Genomic DNA, 25267 nt, shown 5'->3' on the forward strand with positions numbered 1-25267 from the left:
GTCGGGAGCCCGGGTCAAGGCCTCTTGACCCTCCGGCCCTTACCCGATCCAGCCCGGCTGCGCAGATGAGCAAGAGCGAACGCCCCAGCCAACTCTTTCGCAACCTCAATGCGAAAATCGCCTCGATCCCAATGATCTTCACCGCGCTGGTGATCTTTGTCGGCGGCACCGTCTGGACGGTGTTGTATTCCTTCACCAATTCCAAGCTGCTGCCGCGACTGCACTTCGTCGGGATCGACCAGTATTACCGGCTGTGGGCGACGCCGCGCTGGCTGATCTCGATCGAGAACCTGCTGATCTATGGCGTGCTGTCGCTGGTGTTCTCGCTGGTCATCGGCTTCCTGCTTGCTGCCCTGCTCGACCAGAAGATCCGGTTCGAGGACACGTTCCGGACCATTTTCCTCTATCCCTTCGCCCTGTCCTTCATCGTCACCGGTCTCGTCTGGCAGTGGCTGCTCAACCCCGAATTCGGTGTCCAGGGAGTGGTGCGCAGCCTCGGCTGGACGAGCTTCACCTTCAATCCGCTCTATGATTCCAGCATCGTCATCTACGGCATATTGATTGCCGCTCTCTGGCAAGGCACCGGGCTCATAATGTGCCTGATGCTGGCCGGCCTGCGCGGCATCGACGAGGATATCTGGAAGGCCGCGCGGGTCGACGGGATACCGACCTGGAAGACCTATCTGTTCATCATCATACCGATGATGCGGCCGGTCTTTATCACCACGCTGGTCATCGTCGCCTCCAACATCGTTCGCGTCTACGACCTTGTCGTGGCCCAGACCAGCGGCGGGCCTGGTATCGCCTCCGAAGTCCCGGCCAAATATGTCTATGATTACATGTTCTTCGCGCAGAACCTCGGTCAGGGGTTCGCCGCCTCGACGATGATGCTGCTGTCGGTGATCATCGTCATCGTGCCGTGGGCCTATCTCGAGTTCGGAGGCAAGAAGCGTGTCTGACCATGCCGTTTCATTGCCCGCCATTACGGGTGCCGGCGGGCTCGAAGGCTACGGGCCGAGCGGACCGAAGCCGCGCCACACATTCTCGCGCCGCAACATCTTCCTCTACGGCACGCTGATCGTGGTCGCGGTCTACTATCTCTTGCCGCTCTACGTGATGGTGGTGACATCGCTCAAAGGCATGCCCGAGATACGCCTCGGCAACATCTTCTCGCCGCCGATGGAGATCACCTTCGAGCCTTGGGTCAAGGCCTGGTCGAGCGCCTGCACCGGGCTCAACTGTGACGGGCTGTCGCGTGGTTTCTGGAATTCGGTGCGCATCACCATTCCGTCGGTGATCCTGTCGATCGCGCTCGCCTCGGTGAACGGCTATGCGCTTGCCAACTGGCGCTTCAAAGGGGCCGACACCTTCTTCATCATCCTGATCGTCGGCGCCTTCATCCCCTATCAGGTGATGATCTATCCGATCGTCATCATCCTGCGCGAGGTCGGCCTTTACGGCAGCCTCAGCGGCCTGGTGATCGTCCATTCCATCTTCGGCATGCCGATCCTCACACTGTTGTTCCGCAACTACTTTACCTCCATGCCGGAGGAACTGTTCCGGGCAGCGCGTGTCGACGGCGCCGGCTTCTGGGGCATTTATTTCCGCATCATGCTGCCGATGTCGCTACCGATCTTCGTCGTCGCCATCATCCTGCAGGTGACCGGCATCTGGAACGACTTCCTGTTCGGCGTCGTCTACACCCGCCCCGACACCTATCCGATGACGGTGCAGCTCAACAACATCGTCAACTCGGTGCAAGGCGTGAAGGAATACAACGTCAACATGGCAGCCACCATCCTGACCGGCCTGGTGCCGCTGATCGTCTATTTCCTGTCCGGAAAATTGTTTGTGCGCGGCATCGCCGCCGGCGCGGTGAAAGGATGATGGCGATGAACGCAAACGGCAGCGTTGGGGTAAACGGCAGCAAGGGGGCAAACGGCACCAGCGTCTCGATCCAGAACCTGTCGCTGAATTTCGGCGCGATATCGGTGCTGCAGACGCTCAACCTCGACGTCGCCGAAGGCGAGTTCATCGTGCTGCTCGGCCCGTCCGGCTGCGGCAAGTCGACCCTGCTCAACTGCATTGCCGGGCTGCTCGACGTTTCCGAAGGCCGCATCTTCATCAAGGGCAAGAACGTCACCTGGGAAGAGCCCAAGGATCGCGGCATCGGCATGGTGTTCCAGTCCTACGCGCTCTATCCGCAGATGACGGTGGAGAAGAACCTGTCGTTCGGGCTGCGCGTTGCCGGCCTCGCCAAGGACGAGATCGCCAAACGCATCGCCCGGGCCGCCGAGATCTTGCAGATCGAGCCGCTTTTGCATCGCAAGCCGGCGGCCCTGTCCGGCGGCCAGCGCCAGCGCGTGGCGATCGGGCGCGCACTTGTCCGCGACGTCGATGTCTTCCTGTTCGACGAGCCGCTCTCCAATCTCGACGCCAAGCTGCGCGCGGAATTGCGCGTCGAGATCAAGCTGCTGCATCGCAAGCTCGAGAACACCATGATCTACGTCACCCACGACCAGATCGAGGCGATGACGCTGGCCGACCGCATCGCGGTGATGAAGGGCGGCGTCATCCAGCAGCTCGATGCACCGCAGACCATCTATAACCGGCCGGTCAACCGGTTTGTCGCCGGCTTCCTCGGCTCGCCGGCAATGAACTTCCTCCACGGCAGGCTGGAGCAGGCGGACGGCGACTGGCACTTCGTCGCCGAGGATGTGCGGATACCGCTTGCCACCTATGCTTTCGAGAAGGACCCGGTGCCGGGGCCGGCCGTGTTCGGCATCCGCCCCGAGCATGTCGCGTTCAACAGCGGCACGGGATGGCCGTTCGCAGCCACGGCAAATGTCGAAGTCGTCGAGCCCATGGGTTCCGACACGCTGGTCTGGCTGAAGCTCGGCGGCCAGAATTTCACGGTACGGGTGACAGCCGAGCGCACGCCGAACAACGCCGAGGCGGTCGGCATCGGTTTTGACCCGATGCGCGCCTCGCTTTTCGACGCCGCCACAGGTAACCGCCTCTAGAGCATGATTTAGCCTCCCAAGACTCTTCCATTCCCCCCAAAGACTCATCCCCCCAAGACTCATCCCCCCAAGACTAACCATCCACAGAAAACGGACAGCGACGATGAACTGGTCATTCCAACTTTACAGCGCCCGCAATTTCCAGCCCTGGGAGGGCGTGCTCAAGATGCTGGGCGAGCTTGGTTACAGCCAAGTCGAAGGGTTCGGCGGTGTCTATGACGATCCCAAGGCGTTCCGTGCCGAGCTCGACAAGAACGGGCTTGCCATGCCGACCGGGCATTTCTCGATCGACGCGCTCGAGAAGGATTTCGACGGCGTGCGCAGGACGGCCGACGCGCTCGGCATCACGCTGCTCATCTGCCCGTTCCTGAACACCGAGTTCAGGCCGGCCGACGCGGCCGGCTGGCGCGGCTTCGGCGAACGCCTGGCCAAGGTCGGCGAGACGGCCAAGAAAGCCGGCTATGGCTTTGCCTGGCACAACCATGATTTCGAATTCAAGGCGCTTGCCGACGGCTCGGTGCCGCAGGACCACATCCTGTCCTCGGCGCCCGACACCGGCTGGGAGATGGATGTCGCCTGGGTGGTGCGCGGCGGCGTCGATCCGCTGCCCTGGATCGAGAAGCACGGCAAGCGCATCGTCGCCGTCCATGTCAAGGACATGGCCAAGCCGGGCGAGGGCCTTGACGAGGACGGCTGGTCCGACGTCGGCCACGGCACCATCGACTGGCCCGGCCTGATCAAGGCGCTGCGCGCCAAAAGCGCTGCAAAATACTACGTCATGGAACAAGACAATCCCAACGATGTCGAGCGCTTCGCCCGCCGCTCGATCGCAGCCGCCAAGACCTATTAGGAGCACACCAGCATGGCAACAAAACTTGGCATCGGCGTCATCGGCTGCGGCAACATCTCGAAGGCGTATTTCTCGCTGGCGCCGCTGTTTCGCGGCATCGAGATGCGCGCCTGCGCCGACATCAACATGGAAGCGGCGAAAGCGCGGGCAAAGGAGTTCAAACTGCGCGCCGAGACCGTCGAGGGGCTGCTCAAGGCCGACGATATCGACATCATCGTCAACCTGACCATTCCGGCGGTGCATTACGAGGTGTCGAAGCAGATCCTCGACGCCGGCAAGCACGTCTATTCGGAGAAGCCCTTCGTGCTGTCGGTCAAGGAAGGGCTCGACCTGAAGAAACGCGCGGAAAACAAGGCGCTGCGCATCGGCTCGGCACCCGACACCTTCCTCGGCGGCGCGCACCAGCTTGTCCGCGACCTGATCGACGCCGGCAGGCTCGGCAGGATCACCAGCGGCACCTGTCACGTAATGAGCCATGGCATGGAGCACTGGCATCCCAATCCGGACTTCTTCTTCCAGCCGGGCGCCGGGCCGGTGCTCGATATCGGACCCTATTACATCACCAACCTGATCCAGCTGATCGGGCCGGTGAAGCGGATCGCGGCTTTTGCTTCGATCCCGATGACGGAACGCATCATCAGCTCGAAGCCGCGCGCCGGCGAAAAGATCCCGGTCTCCACGCCGACGACGATCCATGGCGTGCTGGAATTCGAGAACGGCGCCGTGGTGACGCTCAACACCAGCTGGGATGTCTGGAGCCATGGCCATGCGCCGATGGAGCTCTATGGCGAGGCGGGCACGGTGTTCGTGCCGGATCCGAACTTCTTCGGCGGCGAGGTGCGCTACACCGAAGCCGCCAAGCCAGTGAAGAAGCTGCCGAAATGGCCGCATCCCTTCGGCGTGCCCAACGAGATGCATTCGCAAGGCATGATGGCCAACTACCGCACGGCCGGTTTGGCCGATATGGCGATCGCGATCAGGGAAGGCCGGCCGCACCGCTGCTCGATGGAACTGGCGCTGCATGCCGTCGACGTCATGACCGGCCTGTTGCGCTCGGGCGAGACGGGAAAGTTCGTCGCCATGCAGACCAGCTGCGAGCGGCCTGCGGCACTCGGCGTCGAGGCAGCGAAGGAGCTGCTGGCAAAGAAGAAAAAGAAGTAGGCGGCGCACCTCCCAAGCACCGCAAAAGCCTCTCCCCGTTTGCGCGGGGAGAGGCTAAGGGTGGGGCCGAAGTCGACTTGCCCGCCATCGCGGCGGCAGCCGTCGGGCTCGTTTCGATTTGAGGATTTCCCATGCCCTATGTCCCCGCCGAAAACCGCTACGAAAAGATGGTCTACAATCGCTGCGGGCGCTCCGGCCTGAAGCTGCCGGCGATCTCGCTCGGGCTGTGGCACAATTTCGGCGACGACACGCCGCATAGAACCAAGCAGGCGATCACGCGCAAGGCCTTCGATCTCGGCATTACGCATTTCGACCTCGCCAACAATTACGGCCCGCCGCCCGGCTCGGCGGAGCGGGCCTTCGGCGAGGTCCTGCGCACGGACTTTGCCGGTTATCGCGACGAGCTGATCATCTCGACCAAGGCCGGCTATGAAATGTGGGCAGGACCTTACGGCGAATGGGGCGGCCGCAAATATGTGCTGGCCAGCCTCGACCAGAGCCTCAAGCGGATGGGGCTCGACTATGTCGACATATTCTATTCGCACCGCTTCGACCCCGACACCCCGCTGGAAGAGACGATGGGCGCGCTCGATCACGCGGTGCGCTCGGGCAAGGCGCTCTATGCCGGCATTTCCTCTTATAATTCGCAGCGCACCCGCGAGGCCGCCGACATTTTGAAGCAGCTCGGCACGCCTTGCGTCATCCATCAGCCGAGCTATTCGATGCTCAACCGCTGGGTCGAGGATGATGGCCTGCTCGATACGCTGGAGGGGCTTGGCGTCGGCTCGATCGTGTTCTCGCCGCTGGCGCAAGGCATGCTGACCGACAAATATCTCGGCGGCATCCCCGATGGCAGCCGCGCCAGCCAGGGTAAGTCGCTGCGCCCGGCATTCATCAACGACAAGTCGATCGCCAATATCGAGGCGCTGAACGTCATCGCCCGTCGCCGCGGCCAGACGCTGGCGCAGATGGCGCTGGCCTGGGTGCTGCGCAGGGGCAGGGTCACATCGGCACTGATCGGCGCCAGCCGGCCGGAACAGGTCGTGGATTGCGTCGGCGCGCTTGAGGCGCTTGACTTCAGCGATGCCGAGCTCGCCGAGATCGACACCTTTGCCCGCGAGTCGGACATCAATCTCTGGGCGGCATCGGCCGAGCGCAAGGGGCCGCCACGGAAGTAGGCTACTCCGGCATTCGGTCGCCGAACAGCGGCTGCTTCCGCGACGCTGAGCATGGAATGGCCGGGCGACCGTCGAATGAAGGCCGGATGCGTATCGCAAGAAGTTTGTTTCGACCGATTCGGGGTTAGGCCATGAATCAGGAAATCCGGCTTTTTGGCGCTATTGCGGTCCGCCCCGCCGTCCTTGCTCTGATACCCCAGTTCGAAACGGCCACAGGATTCGCGGTTGTGGTCAGGTGGGAGCTCAATCCGACAGTAAAGAAGCAGATTGAAGCTGGGGAAGCTTTTGACCTCGTCATCACCAATCCGGACCTGGTTCAGGATCTGACCGCCTCGGGAAAGGTCAAGGCGGGGAGCCAAGTGGCGTTTGGCCGGATAGCAATTGGGGGGTGGCGGCCAAGGCAGGCAGTCGACCGCTCGACATCGGGTCCGTGGAAGCCTTCGAACAGGCGTTGAAGAGCGCCAGATCGATCGCCTACGCCAGTGACGGAACCAGCGGCGGCTACTTCTGCGGTTTGCTGGAGCGTTTGGGGATAGCGGATGAGGTGAAGCCCAAGCTGGTGGCCATACCAGGAGGGCAGACGGCGCCGGCGGTGGGCCGTGGGGAAGCCGAGTTGGGGGTCGTTCCCGTGACTTCGATTCTCGCGGCCGCTCCGGAGGCCGTACTTGTCGGCCGGTTTCCCGCAGAACTCCAAAGTTACGTCGACTTCGCCATTGGCATCAGCGCCGATTCAACGGATGCAGAAGCGGCCAACCAGCTGTCGGCATTTCTGATATCGGCAGCCGTTGATGACATGCTGGCGGCAAGGGGTGTCGAGCGCCGCTAAGAGCGAGCGATGAAGTACGCCAGATCCAAGCTGGAAATCCTTTCTCAAACACGCTCTAACTTTCGGCTGCCTTGAGGTTCCGGGCGGCTTCCTCGAGCGTCGCCCTGTCGTTGCCAAGCCTGTCGATCAGCTCTTGCGCCTGATCACCGCTTATCCCGGTGCGCATCGCCAGTGCCTCGACCGTCAGAACGTCGGAACTGGCGATCGTTCCAGCCGGAACGCGGTCCGCGTCGTCGTAGCCAAGCTCTTGCTTCGCCTGCTGCCAATGACGCTCATGCGCGCCGTGCGGGCGGCCCTCGCGCATCCAGATTTCATAGGCTCGTTGCCGAATCTTTTCATGCCGATCGTCGTCCATGACGGTTCCTCCCTTGTGGCGTTTTCACCAACGCGGGGAGCGCCGGAACGATCCTATGTTCGAGCCGATTTCGCACACACGCCGGACAAAACCCGCTCTCTCATCGAACAAACACCGGACAGGTGCGTTTTGCGGAGGAACCGTACAGCGGGCCGGCCGTTGAGCCGAGCCTGAGCAAAGGAGATTACCATGGCCGACGAACCGAACGAATCCGCAGCACCGAAGATGACTCAACGTGAAGCTCAGGAAGCCCTGGAGAAGCAGGTCGCGCAGCTGAGGCGCGAGATCAACAAGATCAATCGGACCTTGGCCGAACGCGCGGAAGAGGCGATCGAAGACGCCGGCGACTGGTATGACAGCGCTGCTGAGCGCGCCTCCCGGACGGCACAAGCCCTGCGCAATAGGGCGCAGACCGTGTCCGGGGTCGTCCAGGAGAATCCCGGCACAATATCGTCCGCCTTCATACTCGGGGCGGCCGTAGGGGCACTACTGGGCCTCACCTTGGCCGCCACAGACCAGCGCCGCGATCGCTGGTTCTAGTCTGCCCCCGAGCATCTCGACCTGCACCGGATCCTCGGTGCCGGTCATGAGCAGCGGCCTGCCGTTGTCGCCATGCAGGCGCAATCAGGCTGCCGACCCGGAACTGCGCATTGGCGCCGACCGGCGGTGGCGACAGAAACAGTAGCAAAAACGGCGGTTCGTCGCTATCTGCATGCAGGAGGCGTCGCTTGCATGCGAATGACGCCGATCGGCACGGACTGGCTTGGAACGGGATCATGGCGGCAAGGGATGTACTGACCAAGAACCAGCTTTGCGTGCTCGAGAAACTCGAGGCCGCCAGCGGACCGCTCAGCGCCTACACGTTGCTCGACCAATTGCGCGAGCGCGGCTTTCGCGCGCCGCTGCAGGTCTACCGGGCGCTCGACGCGCTGGTGAAATCCGGCTTCGTCCACAGGCTCGAAAGCCTCAATTCCTTCGTCGCCTGTGCCGAGCCGCACGACCACAGCCATTCGATGACGGCGTTTGCCATCTGCGACACCTGCGGCCAGGTGACCGAGTTCTCCGACCACGATGTCGGCCACCGGCTCGACGAATGGGTGCGTTCGACCGGCTTCGCAGCCAAGAAGGCGGTGATCGAATTCCGCGGGACTTGTGCGAAGTGTTTGGCTGAAGCGGCTTGAGGCGGGAACAGCGCGCCTCGCGTTCGGCAAAAGCTTGCCGCGTAAATCGGACCTTCATAGCCTGCGGCGGGTGTCGGCCGCGCGAACGGTATCCTCATCTACGAAAGTGCCGTTATCGGCCTCTGCCAGCCCCGCTGTGACCGCGCTGCGCTCTGATTCCGACGTCGCATACACGCCGGTTCGCCGCGCCTCGATGACGCGGGCATAGTCGGCAAGCTCCTCCTGGTCTTCGCGAGGCAAGCTTCCGCGTGCTTTACGAGGTTCTCGAGTGTCTTCGTGATCATGGGGGCAGTGTACCACACCGCTGCTTTTCGTAAACCTTGAGCCGAAAGATGGCTCAACGGGCGCGTAGGCTGATGAAGGTAGGCCGCATCAGAATATTGGGGCTCCTCAACAGGAAGTCGATATCCGGCCCCGCCCTAATGCGCCTCTTCCCAGTTGTCGGCGGCGCGGGCGTCGACGTGCAGCGGCACCGACATCGATACTGCCGGCATGGCGGCGTTCTCCATGACGTGGCAGACGATGGGAACCGTCGCGTCGACCTCGGCCTCGACGGTCTCGAAAACCAGCTCGTCATGCACCTGCAGCAGCATGCGGGCGGAAAGCCTGGCCTTTTCCAGCGCCTCGTCCATGCGGATCATGGCGCGGCGGATGATGTCGGCGGCGGTGCCCTGCAGGCGTGCGTTGATCGAGGCGCGCTCGTTGAACGCCCGGACCGAGGGGTTTGACGAGCGTATCTCGGGGTAGTGGATGCGGCGGCCGAAGATGGTCTCGACGAAGCCGTGCTCGCGGGCATAGGCCTTGGTCGCGTCGATATAGTCGCGGATGCCGGGGAAGCGCTCGAAATATTTCTTGATGTAGTCGCCGGCTTCCTCGCGCGCGATCGACAGCTGGTTCGCAAGGCCAAACGCCGAAATGCCGTAGATGATGCCGAAATTGATCGCTTTGGCGCGGCGGCGCACTTCCGATGGCATGCCCTCGACCGGCACGTTGAACATTTCCGACGCGGTGATGGCGTGGATGTCGGCGCCGTCGGCGAAGGCCTGCTTGAGCTGCGGGATTTCGGCGACGTGGGCGAGCACGCGCAATTCGATCTGGCTGTAGTCGGCGGAAACCAGCTTGTTGCCCTTATCGGCGATGAAGGCCGTCCTGATCTTTCGGCCCTCGACGGTGCGCACCGGAATGTTCTGTAGATTGGGATCCGAGGACGACAGCCGGCCGGTCGTCGTCGAGGCAAGCGCGTAGGAGGTGTGGACGCGCTTAGTGTCGGGATGGATGAAGCCGGGCAGGGCATCGGTATAGGTCGATTTCAGCTTGGTCAGCTGGCGCCAGTCGACGATCTTGCGCGGCAATTCGTGGCCCTCGGCGGCGAGGTCTTCGAGAAGCTGCGCCGAGGTCGACCATTGGCCGGTCTTGGTTTTAGAACCGCCGGGCAGGCCCATCCTGCCGAACAGGATGTCGCCAAGCTGTTTTGGCGAGCCGATGTTGATGCGCTCGCCGACGAGCTGGTAGATCTCGTCCTCGAGCCGTGCGGCACCCTGCGCCAGTTCGCCGGAGAGCCGCGACAGGATCTGCCGGTCGACCGAGATGCCGCGCTGCTCCATCCGCGCCAGCACCGGCACCAGCGGCCGTTCCAGCCGTTCATATACCGAGACCAGGCCCTTGGCGGCAAGCCGCGGCTTTAGCACCTGCCAGAGCCTGAGCGCGACGTCGGCGTGCTCGGCGCCGTAAGCCGTCGCCTTGCCGAGGTCGGCCTGATCGAGGCCGACGAAGCTTCTTCCCGAACCGGCCAGTTCCTTCAGTGGAATGGTCGCGTGGCCGAGCCATTTATCTGCCAGCGCCTCCAGGCCATGGCCACCGTGGGTGCCGGCCTCGAGCACGTAGGAGATCAGCATGGTGTCGTCATAGGGGCCGATCTCGATGCCGTGACGGCTCATGACGACAAGGCGGTATTTCATATCGTGCACGATCTTGAGGACGGATTTGTCCTCGAGCAGCGGCTTGAGCAAGGCCAGCGCGTCGCGGACCGGGATCTGGTTTTCGACCGCGCCGCCGCCGAGCAGGTCGCCATTGCCGTTTTTATGGGCAAGCGGCACATAGGCGGCGTGGCCCGGCGCGACGGCCATGGCAAGGCCGATCAGTTCGGCCCGCATCGGATCGGGCGAGGAGGCCTTGACGTCGAAGGCGACGATGCCTCTCTCCATCGCTTCGGCGATCCAGACCTTCAGCGTCGCGGCGTCGCGGATGCAGGCGTAGGCGCCGGTGTCGATCTTGCGGGCGGTGGCAGCCTCCAGGCGAAGCGCCGAAAGCAGGGAAGGGGTGTCGCCTTGCTTGGCTGCGGCCGGGGCTTCGAGTGCCGCTTCGTCCGACGGCGGTGCGCTCTCGGCGGCCGCCGGCACGCCAAAACCCATATCGGGGCCATGCGCGGTATCGGCACGCTCTATCGTGACGGGGGTCGCTGGAATGTCGCCCGCGTCGGTTCCGGTCGCTTCGGCGACGCGGCGGGTCAGCGTCGAGAATTCCATGGTCTTGAGAAAGCCGATCAGCCTCGGGCCGTCCGGCGGGTGCAGCACGAACTCGTCAAGCCCTTCGGTCACCGGCACGTCGTTCTTCAGCCTCACCAGGTCACGCGAGATGCGTGCCTTGTCGGCATTGGCGATGATCGATTCGCGCCGCTTGTCCTGCTTGATCTCGCCGGCGCGGGTGAGCAGCGTGTCGAGGTCGCCGAACTGTTCGAGCAATTGCGCCGCCGTCTTCGGCCCGATGCCGGGCACGCCCGGCACATTGTCGACCGAGTCGCCGGTCAGCGCCTGCAGGTCGATCATCTTCTCCGGCGGCACGCCCCATTTCTCGATCACCTCGGGAACGCCGATCTGGCGGTCCTTCATCGGGTCGTACATGGCAACCGTTGGGCCGACCAGTTGCATCAGATCCTTGTCGGAAGAGATGATGGTGGTGTCGGCGCCGACTTCGCAGGCAAGCCGGCAATAGGTGGCGATCAAATCGTCGGCCTCGTAGCCTTCCGTCTCAAGGCATGGCAGGTTGAAGGCCCTGGTCGCCTGGCGGATCAGGCCGAATTGCGGGATCAAATCTTCCGGCGGCGCCGAGCGGTTGGCCTTGTATTCGGGGTAGAGGTCGTTGCGGAAGGTCTTCGACGAATAATCGAAAATCACGGCGAAATGCGTCGGCACGATGCCGACATCGGTGTTGCGGGCGTCCTGCGTCAGCTTCCAGACCATGTTGCAGAAGCCGAGCACGGCACTGGTCGGCAGCCCGTCGGACTTGCGCGACAGTGGCGGGAGCGCGTGATAGGCGCGGAAGATGTAGCCGGAGCCGTCGACAAGGAAGAGATGATCGCCTTTTTTCATGGCACGAGGGATAGCGCGGTGCGGCGCCGCGGTCCATGCCAAAGGCGGCTTGCGCCAAGGGTTCCGGCAACACCCTGACAAAAGGCGTGCGAGCTTGGTTGGCCAAGGCGGCTTGCTCGGAGCCTTGTTCGCTCACGCCTATGTTACAAAAGTGTAATTTTTGTGCCCTTGAATCGCCACGTTCGCAGACACAGATAAATGCCATCGGCAGTTTTCGCCGAAGTCCGGAGCAAGGCCCGTCCCCCGCCTATCCCGGACACTTGCGGCAGCCTATCCCCCCTCTCCGGGCTGCCGCATCGTTTCGAGTAAAGCCGCCGTGGTTCCCCTCCACCACGGCGGCATTTTTTTGCCTTTGGACAAGAAGCTGTGGCCCAACGGTCGCGGGCTTTCCGTTTCGCCGCATGGGCTCTAGATTCGCCGCCAGAATCGAAAGGCCCGCCAAATGTCCGCAGTTTCCCCTGTTCTCGACCGCCTCGACAAGAACTTCGACCAGAGCCTGGAACGCCTGTTCGGCCTGCTCGGCATCAAGTCGATCTCCACCGATCCGGACTACGCCGCCGACTGCCGCAAGGCCGCCGAATGGCTTGTCGCCGAGCTCAAGCTGATCGGCTTCGACGCCAGCGTGCGCGACACGCCGGGGCATCCGATGGTGGTCGCGCATCACGACGGACCGGCGGGCGCGCCGCATCTGTTGTTTTACGGCCATTACGACGTCCAGCCGGTCGATCCGATCGAGCTGTGGGAAAACGACCCGTTCGCGCCGGCGGTCAAGGAGATCGAGCCCGGTCACAAGGTGATCACCGGCCGCGGCGCGGCCGACGACAAGGGTCAGCTGATGACCTTCGTCGAGGCCTGCCGCGCATGGAAGCAGGTGCATGGCGGATTGCCGTGCCGCATCACGATCCTGTTCGAGGGCGAGGAGGAGTCCGGATCGCCGTCGCTGAAACCGTTTCTCGAGGCGAATGCCGATGAGCTCAAGGCCGATTTCGCGCTGGTCTGCGACACCGGTATGTGGGACCGCGATACGCCGTCGATCTGCGTCTCGCTGCGCGGGCTGGTCGGCGAGGAGATCACGGTGATGGGGGCCGACCGCGACCTGCATTCCGGGCTCTATGGCGGCGCGGCCGCCAACCCGATCCGCATCCTGGCAAGAATCCTAGCCGATATCCATGATGAGGACGGTCACGTCACCATTCCGGGTTTCTATGACGGCGTCGAGGAAACGCCGTCGCAGATATTGCAGTCGTGGCTGTCGCTCGGCGAGACGCCCGAGACCTTCCTCGGCCCGATTGGCCTGTCGATCCCGTCCGGCGAAAAGGGCCGCTCGGTGCTCGAACTGACCTGGGCCCGCCCGACGGCCGAGTTCAACGGCATCATCGGCGGCTATACCGGCAAGGGCTTCAAGACGGTGATCGCCGCGCAAGCCTCGGCGAAAGTGTCCTTCCGCCTCGTTGACAAACAGGATCCGGAAAAAATCCGCGCCGCCTTCCAGGCATTCGTCAGGCAACGTGTACCGGCCGACTGCTCCGTCGAATTCCATCCGCATGGCGGCTCGCCGGCGATCCAGCTTTCCTACGACTCGCCTTTCCTGGCCAAGGCCAAGCAGGCGCTGTCCGACGAATGGCCGAAGCCGGCGGTGGTGACCGGCGGCGGCGGCTCGATCCCGGTGGTCGGCGATTTCCAGACCTATCTCGGCATGGAATCGCTGCTGGTCGGTTTCGGTCTCGACGACGACCGCATCCACTCGCCGAACGAGAAGTACGAGATGAGCTCCTTTCACAAGGGCCAGCGCTCCTGGGCGCGCATTCTCGAGGCGCTGACACGCTGAAATTGCGCCAGACTCAAGTTTTTGTTGATTTTTCGCCGGATCGCGGCAAGGACGGGCAAGGTCCGTCGCGCATCGCTGCACGGGGCCGCGACCGGAGAAGACGATGAGCGACATACGTTTCCACAAAAACGATCTGCCCGGCCTGCTGCATTACGATGTCGGGGCGGTCGCCATTGACACCGAGACGCTGGGGCTGAACCCGCATCGCGACCGGCTCTGCGTCGTGCAGATCTCGCCGGGCGACGGCTCGGCCGACGTCATCCAGATCGCGCCCGGCCAGAAGAAGGCGCCGAACCTCGTCAGCCTGCTCAAGAACCGCAGCATCACCAAGCTCTTCCATTACGGCCGCTTCGACCTTGCCGTGCTCTACAACGCCTTTGGCGTCATGCCGGAGCCGGTGTTCTGCACTAAGATCGCGTCGCGGCTGACGCGCACCTACACCGACCGGCACGGGCTGAAGGATATCTGCTTCGAGCTTCTCGGGGTCGGCCTGTCGAAGGCGCAGCAATCATCGGACTGGGCGGCCGAGACGCTGTCGCCCGAGCAGCTCGAATATGCCGCCTCCGACGTGCTCTATCTGCACCGGCTGCGCGACGTGCTGAGCGCGCGGCTGGCGCGCGACAATCGGACCAGGGAAGCCGATGCCTGCTTCCGCTTCCTGCCGACGCGTGCGAAACTCGACCTGATGGGCTGGGATGAGGAGGATATCTTCGCCCACAGCTAATGGCCTCTATGATAATTCTACTCCCTCGGCCATCTGGCGCAGTTTTCTCCGCTTCCGGCCTTCGCCGGCCGAAGCATTCTGAGCGGTCGTGGCAGTTAAGGCTATGGCCGGCGTAGGCCGGTGCTCACGGACCCAAATGTCCGCTGCGCTCCGGTTCTCGAAAACCACGCCATATGTCTCGCGGAGCGAATTCTCATAAAGGCCATCGGGAAGGAACCGAGGGCGCTTGTCCCGGCACTCCGTTCGCTTCACCGGGAGGAATTGAAATGGCTGCGCGAAAACCAATCGAGACGGCACCGAAGGACGGCTCCAAAATCACCGTCTATTGGCAGGACAGCGACGGCGTGATGAACGAGAGCATCGCGCAATACCGCTCGCTCGACCGGCTGAAGGCGGCCGGCGGCGACTGGGACGAAAGCGATGCCGGCTGGTGGGCCTATACCGACGGCCATACGCAAAAGAAGATCGAGCCAATCAGCTGGCGGCCGGCCTCCGACGACCCGGACACGGACGACTGAGGGTTGTCGCAACCGCCGACCTGAAGTGATTATTCTGAGGCGAAACGTATTTTGTTCTTGCTTTGTGCCGGCAGCTATGCTACTAATCTCGGTATGGTGCTCATTGGCTCCAACGACCCGCCCGCCGAGGCGGGTGTTTTCGTTTCGGGCTTTGGCGCTGTCGTTAGCCGCAGCTGTCCGGCAAGCGATTGAATACAGTTTACTTCGATTTTTCCCGACTTAACCCGCCTTTAAACCGCCGCATCTAGTCTTCAACCCGAACGCCATAGGCATGGGGAAGACAGCACAGCGCATGGCGAACCGGAAAGACAGCCGCATCGAGCCCAGCTTCGAGGCATCGCCGGGGGCGAAATCCTCGGCCGGCTTTTCGGTGAGCGAGGAGGACCGCGTCGTGCCGAGCAACCGAAAAGCCGCTGCAAAGCGCAAATCGTCCAAGGCCAAGCCGTCACGCGGCGGGCGTGGCAAAAGCCGGCGCGGCCTGTTCGGCGTGCTTGCCCGGCTGTTCTACTGGTGCTTCGTGCTGGCCATCTGGGGTGGCATCGCCACTGCCGGCATCATCATCTATTACGGTGCGAAAATGCCGGCGGCCACCACCTGGGCCATTCCCGACCGCGCCCCCAATATCAAGATCGTCTCGGCCGACGGCCAGCTGCTTGGCAATCGCGGCATGAGCGGCGGCGAAGCCGTCGGCCTGCACGAAATGTCGCCCTATATTCCCGAGGCGGTCATCGCCATCGAAGACCGCCGCTTCTATTCGCATTTCGGCATCGATCCGATCGGCCTTTCCCGGGCCATGGCGACCAATGTGCTGGGCGGGCACTTTTCGCAGGGCGGCTCGACGCTGACCCAGCAGCTGGCCAAGAACCTGTTCCTGACGCCGGACCGCACGCTGGAACGCAAGGTGCAGGAAGTGCTTCTGGCGCTGTGGCTGGAGCACAAGCATACGAAGGACCAGATCCTCGAAATGTACCTCAACCGGGTCTATTTCGGCTCCGGCGCCTACGGCGTCGAAGCGGCCTCGCGCCGCTATTTCGGCAAGAGCGCGCGCGACGTCACGCTGTCGGAGGCCGCACTTCTCGCCGGCCTGCTCAAGGCGCCGTCGCGGCTGTCGCCGGCACGCGACCCGAAGGCGGCCGAGCAACGCTCGCAGCTGGTGCTTGCCGCGATGCGCCACGAGGGCAAGATCAGCGCCAAGGAGATGACCACGGCGATGAGCGCGCCGGCGACGCGCGCGCCGTCCTACTGGACCGGCTCGGAAAACTATGTCGCCGATACGATCATGGAAGAACTGCCCGATCTGATCGGCGACGTGCGCCGTGACATCGTCGTCGACACGACCGTCGATCTGACGCTGCAGAAGCTCGCCGAGGAATCGATACGGAGGCTCATCGACCAGAGCGGCAAGAGGCTCAATGTCAGCCAGGGCGCGCTGGTGTCGATCGACAATTCCGGCGCGGTGCGCGCCATGGTCGGCGGCTATGATTATTCGACCAGCCAGTTCGACCGCGCCTCGGAGGCGCGCCGCCAGCCGGGTTCGGCGTTCAAGCCGTTCGTCTATATGGCGGCGCTGGAATCCGGCCGTACGCCCGACAGCGTGCGCAATGACGCGCCGATCAAGATCGGCAACTGGACGCCCGACAATTACGGCGGCAAGTATTTCGGCAAGGTGACACTGGCGACGGCGCTGGCAAAATCGCTGAACTCGGTTGCCGCGCAGCTGACCATGGAAGTCGGGCCGAACGCGGTGGTCGAGGCGGCGCACCGCATGGGCATCCAGTCCGAGCTGACGGCCAACACCTCGATCGCGCTCGGCACCTCGGAAGTGACGCCGCTGGAACTGACGTCGGCCTATGTTCCCTTCGCCAATGGCGGCTATAAGCCCGACATCCATTTCATCCGCCGCGTCACGACGAGCGACGGCAAGGTGCTCTACGAAAACAATGGCGGCGGTGCGCCGCGCGTCGTGAAGGCCGACATCGTCGGCATGATGAATTCGATGATGACCGGCACGGTCGAGATCGGCACGGCCAGGAAGGCGGCGTTCGCCTGGCCGGCCGCCGGCAAGACCGGCACCAGCCAGAACTCGCGCGACGCCTGGTTCATCGGCTATACCGCCAACCTCACCACCGGCGTCTGGTTCGGCAATGATGACGGCAGCGCGATGAAGAAGGTGACCGGGGGCGCACTGCCGGCGCAGGCCTGGCACGAATTCATGGTCGCCGCGCATGAAGGCGTGCCGGTGCGGCCGCTGCCCGGAACCTGGAAGTCGACGCCGCCCGACACCATCGTCCCGGACGACATACCGTCCGACACGGCGCCGCCGGCGCCGGTCGCTTCCGTTGGCCAATCGGCGCCCCCTGCGTCAGCTACCCAGTCGGCTTCGCGACCCGCGCGTCCTGCCGAGACGGTCGATGCCGACGGCCTTGCAATGCCGGGCGTCGATGGCGCCACCGGATCGATCAAGCACCCGGTGCCGCCCGGCGAAGTCGGCGGCCCGGTCAAGAAGCGGCAGACCTCGATCCTGGACATTCTGACAGGCGGCTGAGCGACGGGCCCTCGCAACCGCGACGATGTTCCGCTACATGTCCGCCTGGAGACAAGCGACATGGCTGAACCCGATACAAGAAAAACCATCGTGCTGACCGGCGCCAGCCGTGGCATCGGCCATGCCACGGTCAAGCGCTTTTCACGTGAGGGCTGGCGCGTCATCACCTGCTCGCGCCAGGCTTTTGCCGAGGACTGCCCGTGGCCGGCCGGCCCGGAAGACCACATCAAGGTCGATCTCGCCGACCAGGAGGACGTCGGCATCGCCATCTCCGAGATCCGCCACCGGCTGGAGGCGCATGGCGGGCAGCTGCATGCGCTGGTCAACAATGCCGGCATCTCGCCGAAGCTCAAGGACGGCAACAGCCGCATGAACTCGATCGACACGCCGATGCATGTCTGGCGCGACGTTTTCCAGGTGAATTTCTTCGCCCCGATCATGCTGGCGCGGGGCCTGTTCAGGGAGCTGGCGTCGGCCAAGGGCTCGATCGTCAACGTCACCTCGATCGCCGGCACCCGCGTGCATCCTTTCGCCGGTACCGCCTATGCGACCTCGAAGGCGGCACTCGGCTCGCTGACCCGCGAGATGGCACATGATTTCGGCCCGCACGGCATTCGCGTCAATGCGATTGCGCCGGGCGAGATCGATACCGCGATCCTGTCGCCGGGCACGGAAAAAATCGTCGAGACCATCCCGCTAAGAAGGCTGGGCACTACCGCGGAAGTCGCCGACATCATCTTCTTCCTGTGCTCGGGGCAGGCGTCTTACGTGACCGGCTCGGAAATCCACATCAACGGCGGCCAGCACGTTTGAGTGGTTGTGTTTTATCGATCGTCGGCGCCGCCCCTCATCCCCCTGCCCGGGACCTTCTCCCCGTGAAGGACGGGGAGAAGGGGGTTGAACGCAACGCCGGCGAGCCCCCTCTCTCCGTTCTTCACGGGGTCCGAAGGACAGGCGAGACAAGCGGCTCGCCGGAATGGCTAAAAAAGGTGAGGGGCGGCGCAAACCTGATGCGATTGCCTCGCCTGCTCCAGCTTGGCGATCAGGGAAATTGCTGCGCGCCGCCCCATCAGGCCGTCTGCAGCAGGTTCTCGATGTCGGGTATGCTGTGGTTGGTCAGCGTCTTTGGAATCTCCGCCGCTATCTTGTCGGTGACTTCCTTGTGCAGCTTCCTGCGCATATCGCCCAGTACCGGCGGCGGTGCGATCAGCACGATCTCCTTGAATGTGCCGCGATGCGCCAGCTTGTAGAGCCTTTCGGCAATCTCGTCGGCAAAACGCTCCTTGCCGAGGCGGTGCCAGTCGGTGTCCTCGACCGCGCTGCGATGCACGCCGTCGCTGTAGCGGCCGGGGCGGTCCGTGCCTTGCTCCCGGGTTGCCGGGTTTTCCTGCTCCATCTCGTGCACGACCTGAAGGTCGGGATATCGGACGTCACCACGGTTTTTGAGGAACAGCGCCTTTTCACCGTCGGCCACCACGATCCACAGTCCGCGTTTCAGTCTGACGTTGCTCATAGGGCGCTCCTTTTTTGATTTTTCGAGCCCATCGCCGGGTATTTTGCCGCCGGGTTTTGACCGGCCTGGGTCCATAGGGCAAACGCGTGCCGAGGCGGGAATGTTCCGGTATTCGGACCCGGTGCTCCGACAGGGGCCGGCGAGAGTGCGGGGCTGCCGTCGATGGCCCGGTCTGCACCCGGCGGCTTTAATCTACTAAGTTGGTAGAATTCAGAAAAATCTGTTTTGCGGCTGGCTCGGCCAGCCGCTAGAAAGGCAGCGGATCAAGGGCCGCAACAGCTGCTTCAATCCGCTCCGCACTTTAATGTGGAATATTTTTCTCTTGGCCTTCATGCTTGCAGAAAAGAGATTGCCTGCTACGAAGCGATGCGCGAGTGGGTGCCTTCTGGTTTTTCGCGCCCCCGCGTAGAACTGGCAAACGGTTCCAGGATTCCGCTCGTCATGCCGCAGGCCACACCCAAGCTCAATGCCTTTCCCGTCTTCATGCGGGTCGAGGGCGAAGCCGTAGCCATCGTCGGCGGCGGCGAGGAAGCGCTGGCCAAGGCGCGGCTGCTCGCGCAGTCGAGTGCTGTGCTGCGCATCGTCAGCGATAAAACAAGCCCGGAGCTGCTGGCCTTTATCGCCGAGACGGGCGCCACCCGCATTGCCGACACCTATGATGCAGCACATCTCGCAGGTGCTGTGATGGTGTTCGCCGCCAGCGGCGACGAGGCGCTCGACCGCCGCGTTGCCGGGGATGCGCGCCGGCTGGGCATTCCGGTCAATGCCGTCGACCGGCCGGAGCTCTGCGACTTCTTCACGCCGGCACTGGTCAACCGCGCGCCGGTCGCCATTGCCATCGGCACCGAAGGCGCCGGCCCGGTGCTGGCGCAGATGCTGCGCAGCCGCATCGACCGCATGCTGGCGCCCTCGCTCGGTCCGCTCGCAGCCCTTGCCGCGTCGTTTCGCGAGGCCGCCGAAAAACTGCTGCCGAAAGGCAATGCCCGCCGCCGCTTCTGGAGCGATTTCTTTAGCGGCGCACCGGCCCGAGCCGTGGAGGCCGGCGAGCTTTCTCAGGCGCATGATGTCGCCGTCGGCCTGCTGCTTTCGAACCAACCGGCATCGGGCCATATCGCGCTGGTAGGCGCCGGTCCCGGCGCCGAGGACCTTTTGACGCTGCGCGCCCATCGCTTGCTGATGGAAGCCGACGTGATCGTCCACGACGCGCTGGTACCAGAGGCGATCGTCGCCATGGGCCGCCGCGATGCCGAGCGCCTGCCGGTCGGGAAGCGCAAGGGCTGCCATTCCAAGAGCCAGGCCGAAATCAATGCGCTGCTGGTCGAGCTTGGCCACGCCGGCAAGCGCGTCGTGCGGCTGAAGTCCGGCGACCCGCTGGTGTTCGGCCGGGCCGGCGAGGAGATGGCGGCGCTTCGCGATGCCGGCGTCGCCTACGAAGTGGTTCCGGGCGTCACCGCAGCCTTCGCCGCCGCCGCCGATTTCGAACTGCCGCTGACGCTGCGCGGCGTGTCGTCGTCGATGGTGTTCACCACCGGCCACGACCTCAAGGGAAATTCGCTGCCCGACTGGGCAAGGCTCGCCATTTCCGGCGCGACGGTCGCCGTCTATATGGGCCGCTCGGTGGCCGCCGAGGTCGCCGGCCGGCTGATCGAAGCCGGCCTGTCGCCGGATACGGCCGTCGCCGTGGTCGAGAATGCCAGCCTTGCCAACCGCCGCCGTTTTCACGGCACGCTCGCCGACCTGCCGTCGCTGGAGGCGCGCGCCGACCTCAGCGGCCCGGTGATGACCATCATCGGCGACGCGGTCGCCGGCGCCAATTTCGAACGGTCCGAGCCGCTGGCGGCACACAGGCCGGAAAGCGTGGCCCGTGCTGCCGCGCAAGGAGTGAACCAATGAAAGTGCTGACCGCGAACCGCCTCGCCGACGGCATAGCCGTCTGGTACGCCAATGGCGGGTGGGCCGAGACCATCGACCACGCCGAGATCGCCCATGACAAGGCGGCCGAGGACCGGCTGGAGGCGATCGGCGCCAAGGCCTCCGCCAACAACGAAGTGGTCGACGTAAACCTGATCGACGTGACCATGGTCAACGGCACGGTCGAAGCGGTCCGGCTGCGCGAAAAGATCCGTGCCGCCGGCCCGACGACCCGCAACGATCTGGGAAAGCAGGCCCGTCTGCAGGCCGCACGCGCGGCATAGATGACAGGAGCATGATCCCGATCATGCTCGAACGAAGAAAATAACGGGCGGACGCGCCCGGAAAGACCTGAATATGTACCGTTACGATGAGTTCGACCACGATTTCGTCAAGGCCCGCGTCGCCGAGTTCAGCGACCAGGTCGCGCGGCGGCTTGCCGGCGAGATCACCGAGGACCAGTTCCGGCCGCTTCGGCTGATGAATGGCGTCTATCTGCAACTGCATGCCTATATGCTTCGCATCGCGGTGCCCTACGGCACGCTGAACGGCAAGCAGCTGCGCATGCTCGGCCACATTGCCCGCAAATACGACAAGGGCTATGGCCATTTCACCACGCGCCAGAACATCCAGTTCAACTGGCCGGCGCTGTCGGACATTCCGGCGATCCTGGCGGATCTGGCAAGCGTCGAGATGCACGCCATCCAGACCAGCGGCAACTGCATACGCAACGTCACCGCCGACCACTTCGCCGGCGCCGCCGCCGACGAGGTTGCCGACCCGCGCCCCTATGCCGAGATCCTGCGGCAATGGTCGTCGGTGCATCCGGAATTCTCGTTCCTGCCGCGAAAGTTCAAGATCGCGGTGACCGGCGCCGAGCGCGACCGCGCCGCCATCCAGACGCACGACATCGGCCTGCACCTGAAGAAGAATGCGGCCGGCGAGCTCGGTTTCGCCGTCTATGTCGGCGGCGGCCAGGGCCGCACGCCGATGGTGGCCAAGAAGATCCGCGATTTCCTGCCCGAAGCGGATCTGTTGTCCTACTGCACGGCGATCTTACGCGTTTACAACCTCTACGGCCGGCGCGACAACAAGTTCAAGGCGCGGATAAAGATCCTCGTCCATGAGACCGGCGTCGAGGAGATCACCCGCCAGGTCGAGGCCGAATGGCAGGAATTGAAGGACGCCGAGTTGAAGCTGCCGGAAGAGGACATCCGCGCCATCGACGCCTATTTCGCGCCGCCGGCGCTTGTCGAGCGGCCGGAAGGCGACGAGGCGGTCAAGCTTGCGCGGCTCGATTCCAAGAGCTTTTCCGAATGGCTGGACCAGAATGTGGTCACCCATCGCCATCCCGACTATGCGGCGGTGACCATCTCGCTCAAGGGCATCGGCGAGACGCCCGGCGACGCCTCCGACAGCCAGATGGAAGCGGTCGCCGACATTGCCGAAAAATATTCATTCGACGAGCTGCGCGTCAGTCATGAGCAGAACCTGATCCTGCCGCATGTCGCGCGGGCCGACCTCAAGACGGTCTATGATGCGCTTGTCGATATCGGGCTGGCGACGGCCAATTCCAACCTGATCAGCGACATCATCTCCTGTCCCGGCCTCGATTACTGCGCGCTGGCGACGGCGCGCTCGATTCCCGTGGCGCAGGAAATCTCGCGGCGCTTCGCCTCGCTGGAGCGCCAGCGCGAGATCGGCGAATTGAAGCTGAAGATTTCCGGCTGCATCAATGCCTGCGGTCATCACCATGTCGGCCATATCGGCATTCTCGGCGTCGAGAAGAAAGGCGCCGAGCTCTACCAGGTGACGCTCGGCGGCTCGGCCGACGAAAACACCTCGGTCGGCGAGATCATCGGCCGCGGCTTCAGTTCGGAAGAGATCACCGATGCCATCGAGCAGATCGTCGAGACCTATCTCGGGCTTCGGCTGGACAGAAACGAAAAATTCATCGACGCCTACCGCCGTGTCGGTCCCGCGCCGTTCAAGGAGGCGCTCTATGCTGGCGAAGCCAAGGCCGCTTGACCGTATTGTCGACGTTGAGGCCGGTATCGCCGCCCAAGCGGCGGGTCTCGACGCGCTCTACGGCCATCTGAAGCCGCTGCAGATCATCGAACGGTCGGCCCGGGAATTCTTTCACGGCGAAATCGCCGCCGTCTCGTCCTTCGGCGCGGATTCGGCGGTGCTGCTGCACATGATCGCCGAGATCGACCGCACGCTGCCGGTGATCTTTCTCGACACCGGCAAGCATTTCGAGGAGACGCTCGGCTATCGTGACGCGCTGGTCGCCGATTTCGGGCTGACCGATATCCGGGTGATCAGGCCCGACGATGCGGCGCTGGCAAGGGTCGACCCGGCCGGCAATCTGAACGAGACCGATACCGACGCCTGCTGCGACGTGCGCAAGGTCGAGCCGCTGGCGCGCGGCGTCGAGCCGTTCCGCGCCTGGTTCACCGGACGCAAGCGCTTCCAAGCGGCGACAAGGGCAGCGCTCCCGGTGTTCGAGGCGGTCGGTTCGCGCATCCGTATCAATCCGCTGGCGCACTGGACGACATCGGACCAGGCCGGCTACATGCGCGCGCATGCGCTGCGTGAAAACCCGCTGGTCGCCTATGGCTATCTGTCGATCGGCTGTTTCCCATGCACGCAGCCGGTGCAGCCGGGCGACGACGCACGCAGCGGCCGCTGGGCCGGGCATGCCAAGACCGAATGCGGCATCCATTTGTCGGGGCTGGAAAGGTCGCTGACCGACGCCTCGCTTTAGGATCTTTTTTGGGATCGAGCATTTTTGGCATCCAGATTTTGGACTGGGAATTTTCTTGATGAGCGACTTGATAGCCGAAAACGCCACGCGGCTGTGGACACCGGGTGGGTTCCGCGAGGACGAGTGGGTTCATGCCGAAAGCGCCGAGGCCCTGGTCGGCAATGGCCGTTTCATCCTGCCGCTGCAGGCGTTTCTCGGCCTTGATCCGGTGGTGCGGCGGTCGGCGAAGGAACGCATCGGCGTGTTGCTGCAGCCCGGCGACCAGCTTGAAAAGATCACCGGCCTGCTCGATCAGCTGTCGCTGGTGGCGCTAGCCTTCCCGGCGTTCAATGACGGCCGCTCGTTCTCCAAGGGCGAATTGCTGCGCAGCCGTTACCACTTCACCGGCGCCATGCGCGCCACCGGGCAAGTTCTGGTCGACCAGCTACCGCACATGCTGCGTGTTGGCTTCGACGAATTCGAGATCTCGCACCCGGTGCTGCTGAAGCGGCTCGAGCAGGGCCGCACCGGCGGACTGCCGCTGTTCTACCAGCCGTCGGTGAAGCCGGAGGCCAAAGGCCCGAAATATTCCTGGCGGCGGGTGCGCGCCGGCTGATCCGTTCCAGAGGACCAGAGGCCCCATCTGGTCGGACCACATTGCCGATTCGATCTTTTATTTTGCCCGTCCCCGCCTTAGGATAGGCCGATTATTTCGCAATCCGAAATAAATGTGGCCACAAGGGAGGAACCGGACATGGCTGGCAAGAAGATATTGATGCTCGTTGGCGAGTTCAGCGAGGAATACGAGATTTTCGTCTTTGAACAGGCCATGCATGCGGTGGGCCACACCGTTCATGTCGTCTGTCCCGACAAGAAGGCCGGCGATATCCTGAAGACCTCGCTGCACGACTTCGAAGGCCACCAGACCTATACGGAAAAGCTCGGCCACGACTACATCCTCAACAAGACGTTTTCGGAGGTCAATCCGGCCGACTACGACGCCGTCTACGCAGCGGGCGGGCGCGGGCCGGAATATATCCGCATCGACAAGCGCGTGCAGGCGCTGGTGCGGCATTTCCATGAAACCGGCAAACCGATCTTCACCATCTGCCACGGCGTGCAGATCCTGATCGCAGTCGATGGCGTGGTGCGCGGCCGCGAGGTTGCGGCGCTGCAATATTGCGAGCCGGAAGTCACGCTGGCCGGTGGTATCTATATCGACGTTGCGCCGACCGGCGCTCATGTCGACGGCAATCTGGTATCGGCCAAGGGCTGGCCGGGCCTTGCCGCCTTCATGCGCGAATGCCTGAAAGTGCTGGGCACCGAGATCCGCCAGGGCGAAATCCTGATGCGCGACCAACGCCGGGCGGCTTGATCTCGGAATTCGAGCCCGCCGCACCCCCAATGCATGTCGCGCAAAAGTGTGCAGCGGTTTCGCGATAACGACATGGATCAAACAAGAACTAAAGTATCCGTTTTGATCAAGGGGTTTTAGGGGCCCATTTTCTCTGCGCCTTGAGGAGAGCGTTTGCGAGGATGA

Annotated in this window: 23 protein-coding genes and 1 pseudogene; 20 read left to right on the plus strand and 4 right to left on the minus strand. The window is 63.5% G+C overall.

What is annotated here, in order from left to right; all coding sequences use genetic code 11:
- Positions 1-65 precede the first annotated feature (65 nt).
- From AC0L2P_RS27570 to AC0L2P_RS27600, 7 genes and pseudogenes are all read left to right on the plus strand, one after another.
- Positions 66-959 (plus strand): carbohydrate ABC transporter permease, encoded by an 894-nt coding sequence (locus AC0L2P_RS27570; RefSeq protein ID WP_473505839.1) that lies wholly within the window; start codon positions 66-68, stop codon positions 957-959.
- A complete protein-coding gene (locus tag AC0L2P_RS27575; RefSeq protein WP_473505841.1) occupies positions 952-1887 on the plus strand; it encodes a carbohydrate ABC transporter permease in 936 nt (311 codons plus the stop codon). The genes AC0L2P_RS27570 and AC0L2P_RS27575 overlap by 8 nt, the downstream gene beginning before the upstream one ends.
- Before the next feature lie 5 nt (positions 1888-1892).
- Positions 1893-3023, plus strand: a complete 1131-nt coding sequence (locus tag AC0L2P_RS27580) for an ABC transporter ATP-binding protein (RefSeq protein WP_473505843.1) — start codon at positions 1893-1895, stop codon at positions 3021-3023.
- Between the two features lie 103 nt (positions 3024-3126).
- Positions 3127-3873 (plus strand): sugar phosphate isomerase/epimerase family protein, encoded by a 747-nt coding sequence (locus AC0L2P_RS27585; protein ID WP_473505845.1) that lies wholly within the window; start codon positions 3127-3129, stop codon positions 3871-3873.
- A gap of 12 nt (positions 3874-3885) precedes the next feature.
- A complete protein-coding gene (locus AC0L2P_RS27590; RefSeq protein WP_473505847.1) occupies positions 3886-5034 on the plus strand; it encodes a Gfo/Idh/MocA family protein in 1149 nt (382 codons plus the stop codon).
- Between the two features lie 131 nt (positions 5035-5165).
- Positions 5166-6212 (plus strand): L-glyceraldehyde 3-phosphate reductase, encoded by a 1047-nt coding sequence (gene mgrA, locus AC0L2P_RS27595; RefSeq protein WP_473505849.1) that lies wholly within the window; start codon positions 5166-5168, stop codon positions 6210-6212.
- Between the two features lie 131 nt (positions 6213-6343).
- Positions 6344-7038 (plus strand): annotated as a pseudogene (locus tag AC0L2P_RS27600) (molybdate ABC transporter substrate-binding protein).
- A gap of 55 nt (positions 7039-7093) precedes the next feature.
- Here AC0L2P_RS27600 and AC0L2P_RS27605 read toward each other — a convergent pair.
- Positions 7094-7393 (minus strand): DUF2934 domain-containing protein, encoded by a 300-nt coding sequence (locus AC0L2P_RS27605; RefSeq protein WP_473505851.1) that lies wholly within the window; start codon positions 7391-7393, stop codon positions 7094-7096.
- Positions 7394-7582: 189 nt separating this feature from the next.
- Between AC0L2P_RS27605 and AC0L2P_RS27610 the strand changes: the two genes are divergently transcribed.
- Positions 7583-7933 (plus strand): hypothetical protein, encoded by a 351-nt coding sequence (locus AC0L2P_RS27610; protein ID WP_473505853.1) that lies wholly within the window; start codon positions 7583-7585, stop codon positions 7931-7933.
- Positions 7934-8169: 236 nt separating this feature from the next.
- Complete coding sequence (locus tag AC0L2P_RS27615; protein ID WP_473505855.1) at positions 8170-8574, plus strand: Fur family transcriptional regulator; 405 nt, start codon at positions 8170-8172, stop codon at positions 8572-8574.
- Positions 8575-8628: 54 nt separating this feature from the next.
- Here the strand turns inward: AC0L2P_RS27615 and AC0L2P_RS27620 are convergent, their stop codons facing one another.
- Positions 8629-8814, minus strand: a complete 186-nt coding sequence (locus tag AC0L2P_RS27620) for a hypothetical protein (RefSeq protein ID WP_473505857.1) — start codon at positions 8812-8814, stop codon at positions 8629-8631.
- A 179-nt stretch (positions 8815-8993) separates the two neighbouring features.
- On the minus strand, positions 8994-11942 hold the full coding sequence (gene polA, locus AC0L2P_RS27625; protein ID WP_473505859.1) for a DNA polymerase I: 2949 nt from the start codon (positions 11940-11942) through the stop codon (positions 8994-8996).
- A gap of 442 nt (positions 11943-12384) precedes the next feature.
- Here polA and AC0L2P_RS27630 point away from each other — a divergent pair, with 442 nt between their 5' ends.
- The 5 genes from AC0L2P_RS27630 (at position 12385) to AC0L2P_RS27650 (ending at position 18370) form a co-directional block, all read left to right on the plus strand.
- Positions 12385-13770, plus strand: coding sequence for a M20/M25/M40 family metallo-hydrolase (locus AC0L2P_RS27630; protein ID WP_473505861.1), 1386 nt, complete (start codon positions 12385-12387; stop codon positions 13768-13770).
- Positions 13771-13873: 103 nt separating this feature from the next.
- Positions 13874-14494 carry a ribonuclease D gene (locus AC0L2P_RS27635; RefSeq protein ID WP_023675237.1) on the plus strand — a complete coding sequence of 207 codons (621 nt, stop codon included), beginning with the start codon at positions 13874-13876 and terminating at the stop codon, positions 14492-14494.
- Between the two features lie 266 nt (positions 14495-14760).
- Complete coding sequence (locus AC0L2P_RS27640) at positions 14761-15012, plus strand: hypothetical protein (RefSeq protein ID WP_473505863.1); 252 nt, start codon at positions 14761-14763, stop codon at positions 15010-15012.
- A gap of 292 nt (positions 15013-15304) precedes the next feature.
- Positions 15305-17557 (plus strand): transglycosylase domain-containing protein, encoded by a 2253-nt coding sequence (locus AC0L2P_RS27645; protein ID WP_473505865.1) that lies wholly within the window; start codon positions 15305-15307, stop codon positions 17555-17557.
- A 60-nt stretch (positions 17558-17617) separates the two neighbouring features.
- Positions 17618-18370 (plus strand): SDR family NAD(P)-dependent oxidoreductase, encoded by a 753-nt coding sequence (locus AC0L2P_RS27650; protein WP_473505867.1) that lies wholly within the window; start codon positions 17618-17620, stop codon positions 18368-18370.
- A 256-nt stretch (positions 18371-18626) separates the two neighbouring features.
- Here AC0L2P_RS27650 and AC0L2P_RS27655 read toward each other — a convergent pair whose 3' ends face one another.
- Positions 18627-19070: a host attachment family protein gene (locus tag AC0L2P_RS27655; protein ID WP_473505869.1), complete on the minus strand. Its 444-nt coding sequence runs from the start codon at positions 19068-19070 to the stop codon at positions 18627-18629.
- 441 nt (positions 19071-19511) lie between these two features.
- Here AC0L2P_RS27655 and cysG point away from each other — a divergent pair, with 441 nt between their 5' ends.
- The 6 genes from cysG (at position 19512) to AC0L2P_RS27685 (ending at position 25102) form a co-directional block, all read left to right on the plus strand.
- Positions 19512-20963, plus strand: a complete 1452-nt coding sequence (cysG, locus tag AC0L2P_RS27660; protein WP_473505871.1) for a siroheme synthase CysG — start codon at positions 19512-19514, stop codon at positions 20961-20963.
- Positions 20960-21265: a DUF2849 domain-containing protein gene (locus AC0L2P_RS27665; RefSeq protein WP_473505873.1), complete on the plus strand. Its 306-nt coding sequence runs from the start codon at positions 20960-20962 to the stop codon at positions 21263-21265. The genes cysG and AC0L2P_RS27665 overlap by 4 nt, the downstream gene beginning before the upstream one ends.
- 73 nt (positions 21266-21338) lie before the next feature.
- Complete coding sequence (locus AC0L2P_RS27670) at positions 21339-23009, plus strand: nitrite/sulfite reductase (RefSeq protein ID WP_473505875.1); 1671 nt, start codon at positions 21339-21341, stop codon at positions 23007-23009.
- Positions 22984-23748 (plus strand): phosphoadenylyl-sulfate reductase, encoded by a 765-nt coding sequence (locus tag AC0L2P_RS27675; protein WP_473505877.1) that lies wholly within the window; start codon positions 22984-22986, stop codon positions 23746-23748. Before AC0L2P_RS27670 ends, AC0L2P_RS27675 begins: the two co-directional genes overlap by 26 nt.
- Positions 23749-23806: 58 nt before the next feature.
- On the plus strand, positions 23807-24343 hold the full coding sequence (locus AC0L2P_RS27680) for a DUF934 domain-containing protein (RefSeq protein ID WP_473505879.1): 537 nt from the start codon (positions 23807-23809) through the stop codon (positions 24341-24343).
- Between the two features lie 138 nt (positions 24344-24481).
- Positions 24482-25102 (plus strand): DJ-1/PfpI family protein, encoded by a 621-nt coding sequence (locus AC0L2P_RS27685; protein ID WP_352539419.1) that lies wholly within the window; start codon positions 24482-24484, stop codon positions 25100-25102.
- The last annotated feature ends 165 nt before the right edge of the window (positions 25103-25267 follow it).

The sequence above is a fragment of the Mesorhizobium sp. WSM4836 genome, assembly GCF_055811815.1.

Bases quoted from the DNA above. Each gene is read 5' to 3' on its own strand.
- AC0L2P_RS27570 (WP_473505839.1), top strand. From the start codon at position 66: ATGAGCAAGAGCGAACGCCCCAGCCAACTCTTTCGCAACCTCAATGCG.
- AC0L2P_RS27580 (WP_473505843.1), top strand. From the start codon at position 1,893: ATGAACGCAAACGGCAGCGTTGGGGTAAACGGCAGCAAGGGGGCAAAC.
- AC0L2P_RS27585 (WP_473505845.1), top strand. From the start codon at position 3,127: ATGAACTGGTCATTCCAACTTTACAGCGCCCGCAATTTCCAGCCCTGG.
- AC0L2P_RS27590 (WP_473505847.1), top strand. From the start codon at position 3,886: ATGGCAACAAAACTTGGCATCGGCGTCATCGGCTGCGGCAACATCTCG.
- mgrA (WP_473505849.1), top strand. From the start codon at position 5,166: ATGCCCTATGTCCCCGCCGAAAACCGCTACGAAAAGATGGTCTACAAT.
- AC0L2P_RS27605 (WP_473505851.1), bottom strand. From the start codon at position 7,393: ATGGACGACGATCGGCATGAAAAGATTCGGCAACGAGCCTATGAAATC.
- AC0L2P_RS27610 (WP_473505853.1), top strand. From the start codon at position 7,583: ATGGCCGACGAACCGAACGAATCCGCAGCACCGAAGATGACTCAACGT.
- AC0L2P_RS27615 (WP_473505855.1), top strand. From the start codon at position 8,170: ATGGCGGCAAGGGATGTACTGACCAAGAACCAGCTTTGCGTGCTCGAG.
- polA (WP_473505859.1), bottom strand. From the start codon at position 11,942: ATGAAAAAAGGCGATCATCTCTTCCTTGTCGACGGCTCCGGCTACATC.
- AC0L2P_RS27630 (WP_473505861.1), top strand. From the start codon at position 12,385: ATGTCCGCAGTTTCCCCTGTTCTCGACCGCCTCGACAAGAACTTCGAC.
- AC0L2P_RS27635 (WP_023675237.1), top strand. From the start codon at position 13,874: ATGAGCGACATACGTTTCCACAAAAACGATCTGCCCGGCCTGCTGCAT.
- AC0L2P_RS27640 (WP_473505863.1), top strand. From the start codon at position 14,761: ATGGCTGCGCGAAAACCAATCGAGACGGCACCGAAGGACGGCTCCAAA.
- AC0L2P_RS27645 (WP_473505865.1), top strand. From the start codon at position 15,305: ATGGCGAACCGGAAAGACAGCCGCATCGAGCCCAGCTTCGAGGCATCG.
- AC0L2P_RS27650 (WP_473505867.1), top strand. From the start codon at position 17,618: ATGGCTGAACCCGATACAAGAAAAACCATCGTGCTGACCGGCGCCAGC.
- AC0L2P_RS27655 (WP_473505869.1), bottom strand. From the start codon at position 19,070: ATGAGCAACGTCAGACTGAAACGCGGACTGTGGATCGTGGTGGCCGAC.
- cysG (WP_473505871.1), top strand. From the start codon at position 19,512: ATGCCGCAGGCCACACCCAAGCTCAATGCCTTTCCCGTCTTCATGCGG.
- AC0L2P_RS27665 (WP_473505873.1), top strand. From the start codon at position 20,960: ATGAAAGTGCTGACCGCGAACCGCCTCGCCGACGGCATAGCCGTCTGG.
- AC0L2P_RS27670 (WP_473505875.1), top strand. From the start codon at position 21,339: ATGTACCGTTACGATGAGTTCGACCACGATTTCGTCAAGGCCCGCGTC.
- AC0L2P_RS27675 (WP_473505877.1), top strand. From the start codon at position 22,984: ATGCTGGCGAAGCCAAGGCCGCTTGACCGTATTGTCGACGTTGAGGCC.
- AC0L2P_RS27680 (WP_473505879.1), top strand. From the start codon at position 23,807: ATGAGCGACTTGATAGCCGAAAACGCCACGCGGCTGTGGACACCGGGT.
- AC0L2P_RS27685 (WP_352539419.1), top strand. From the start codon at position 24,482: ATGGCTGGCAAGAAGATATTGATGCTCGTTGGCGAGTTCAGCGAGGAA.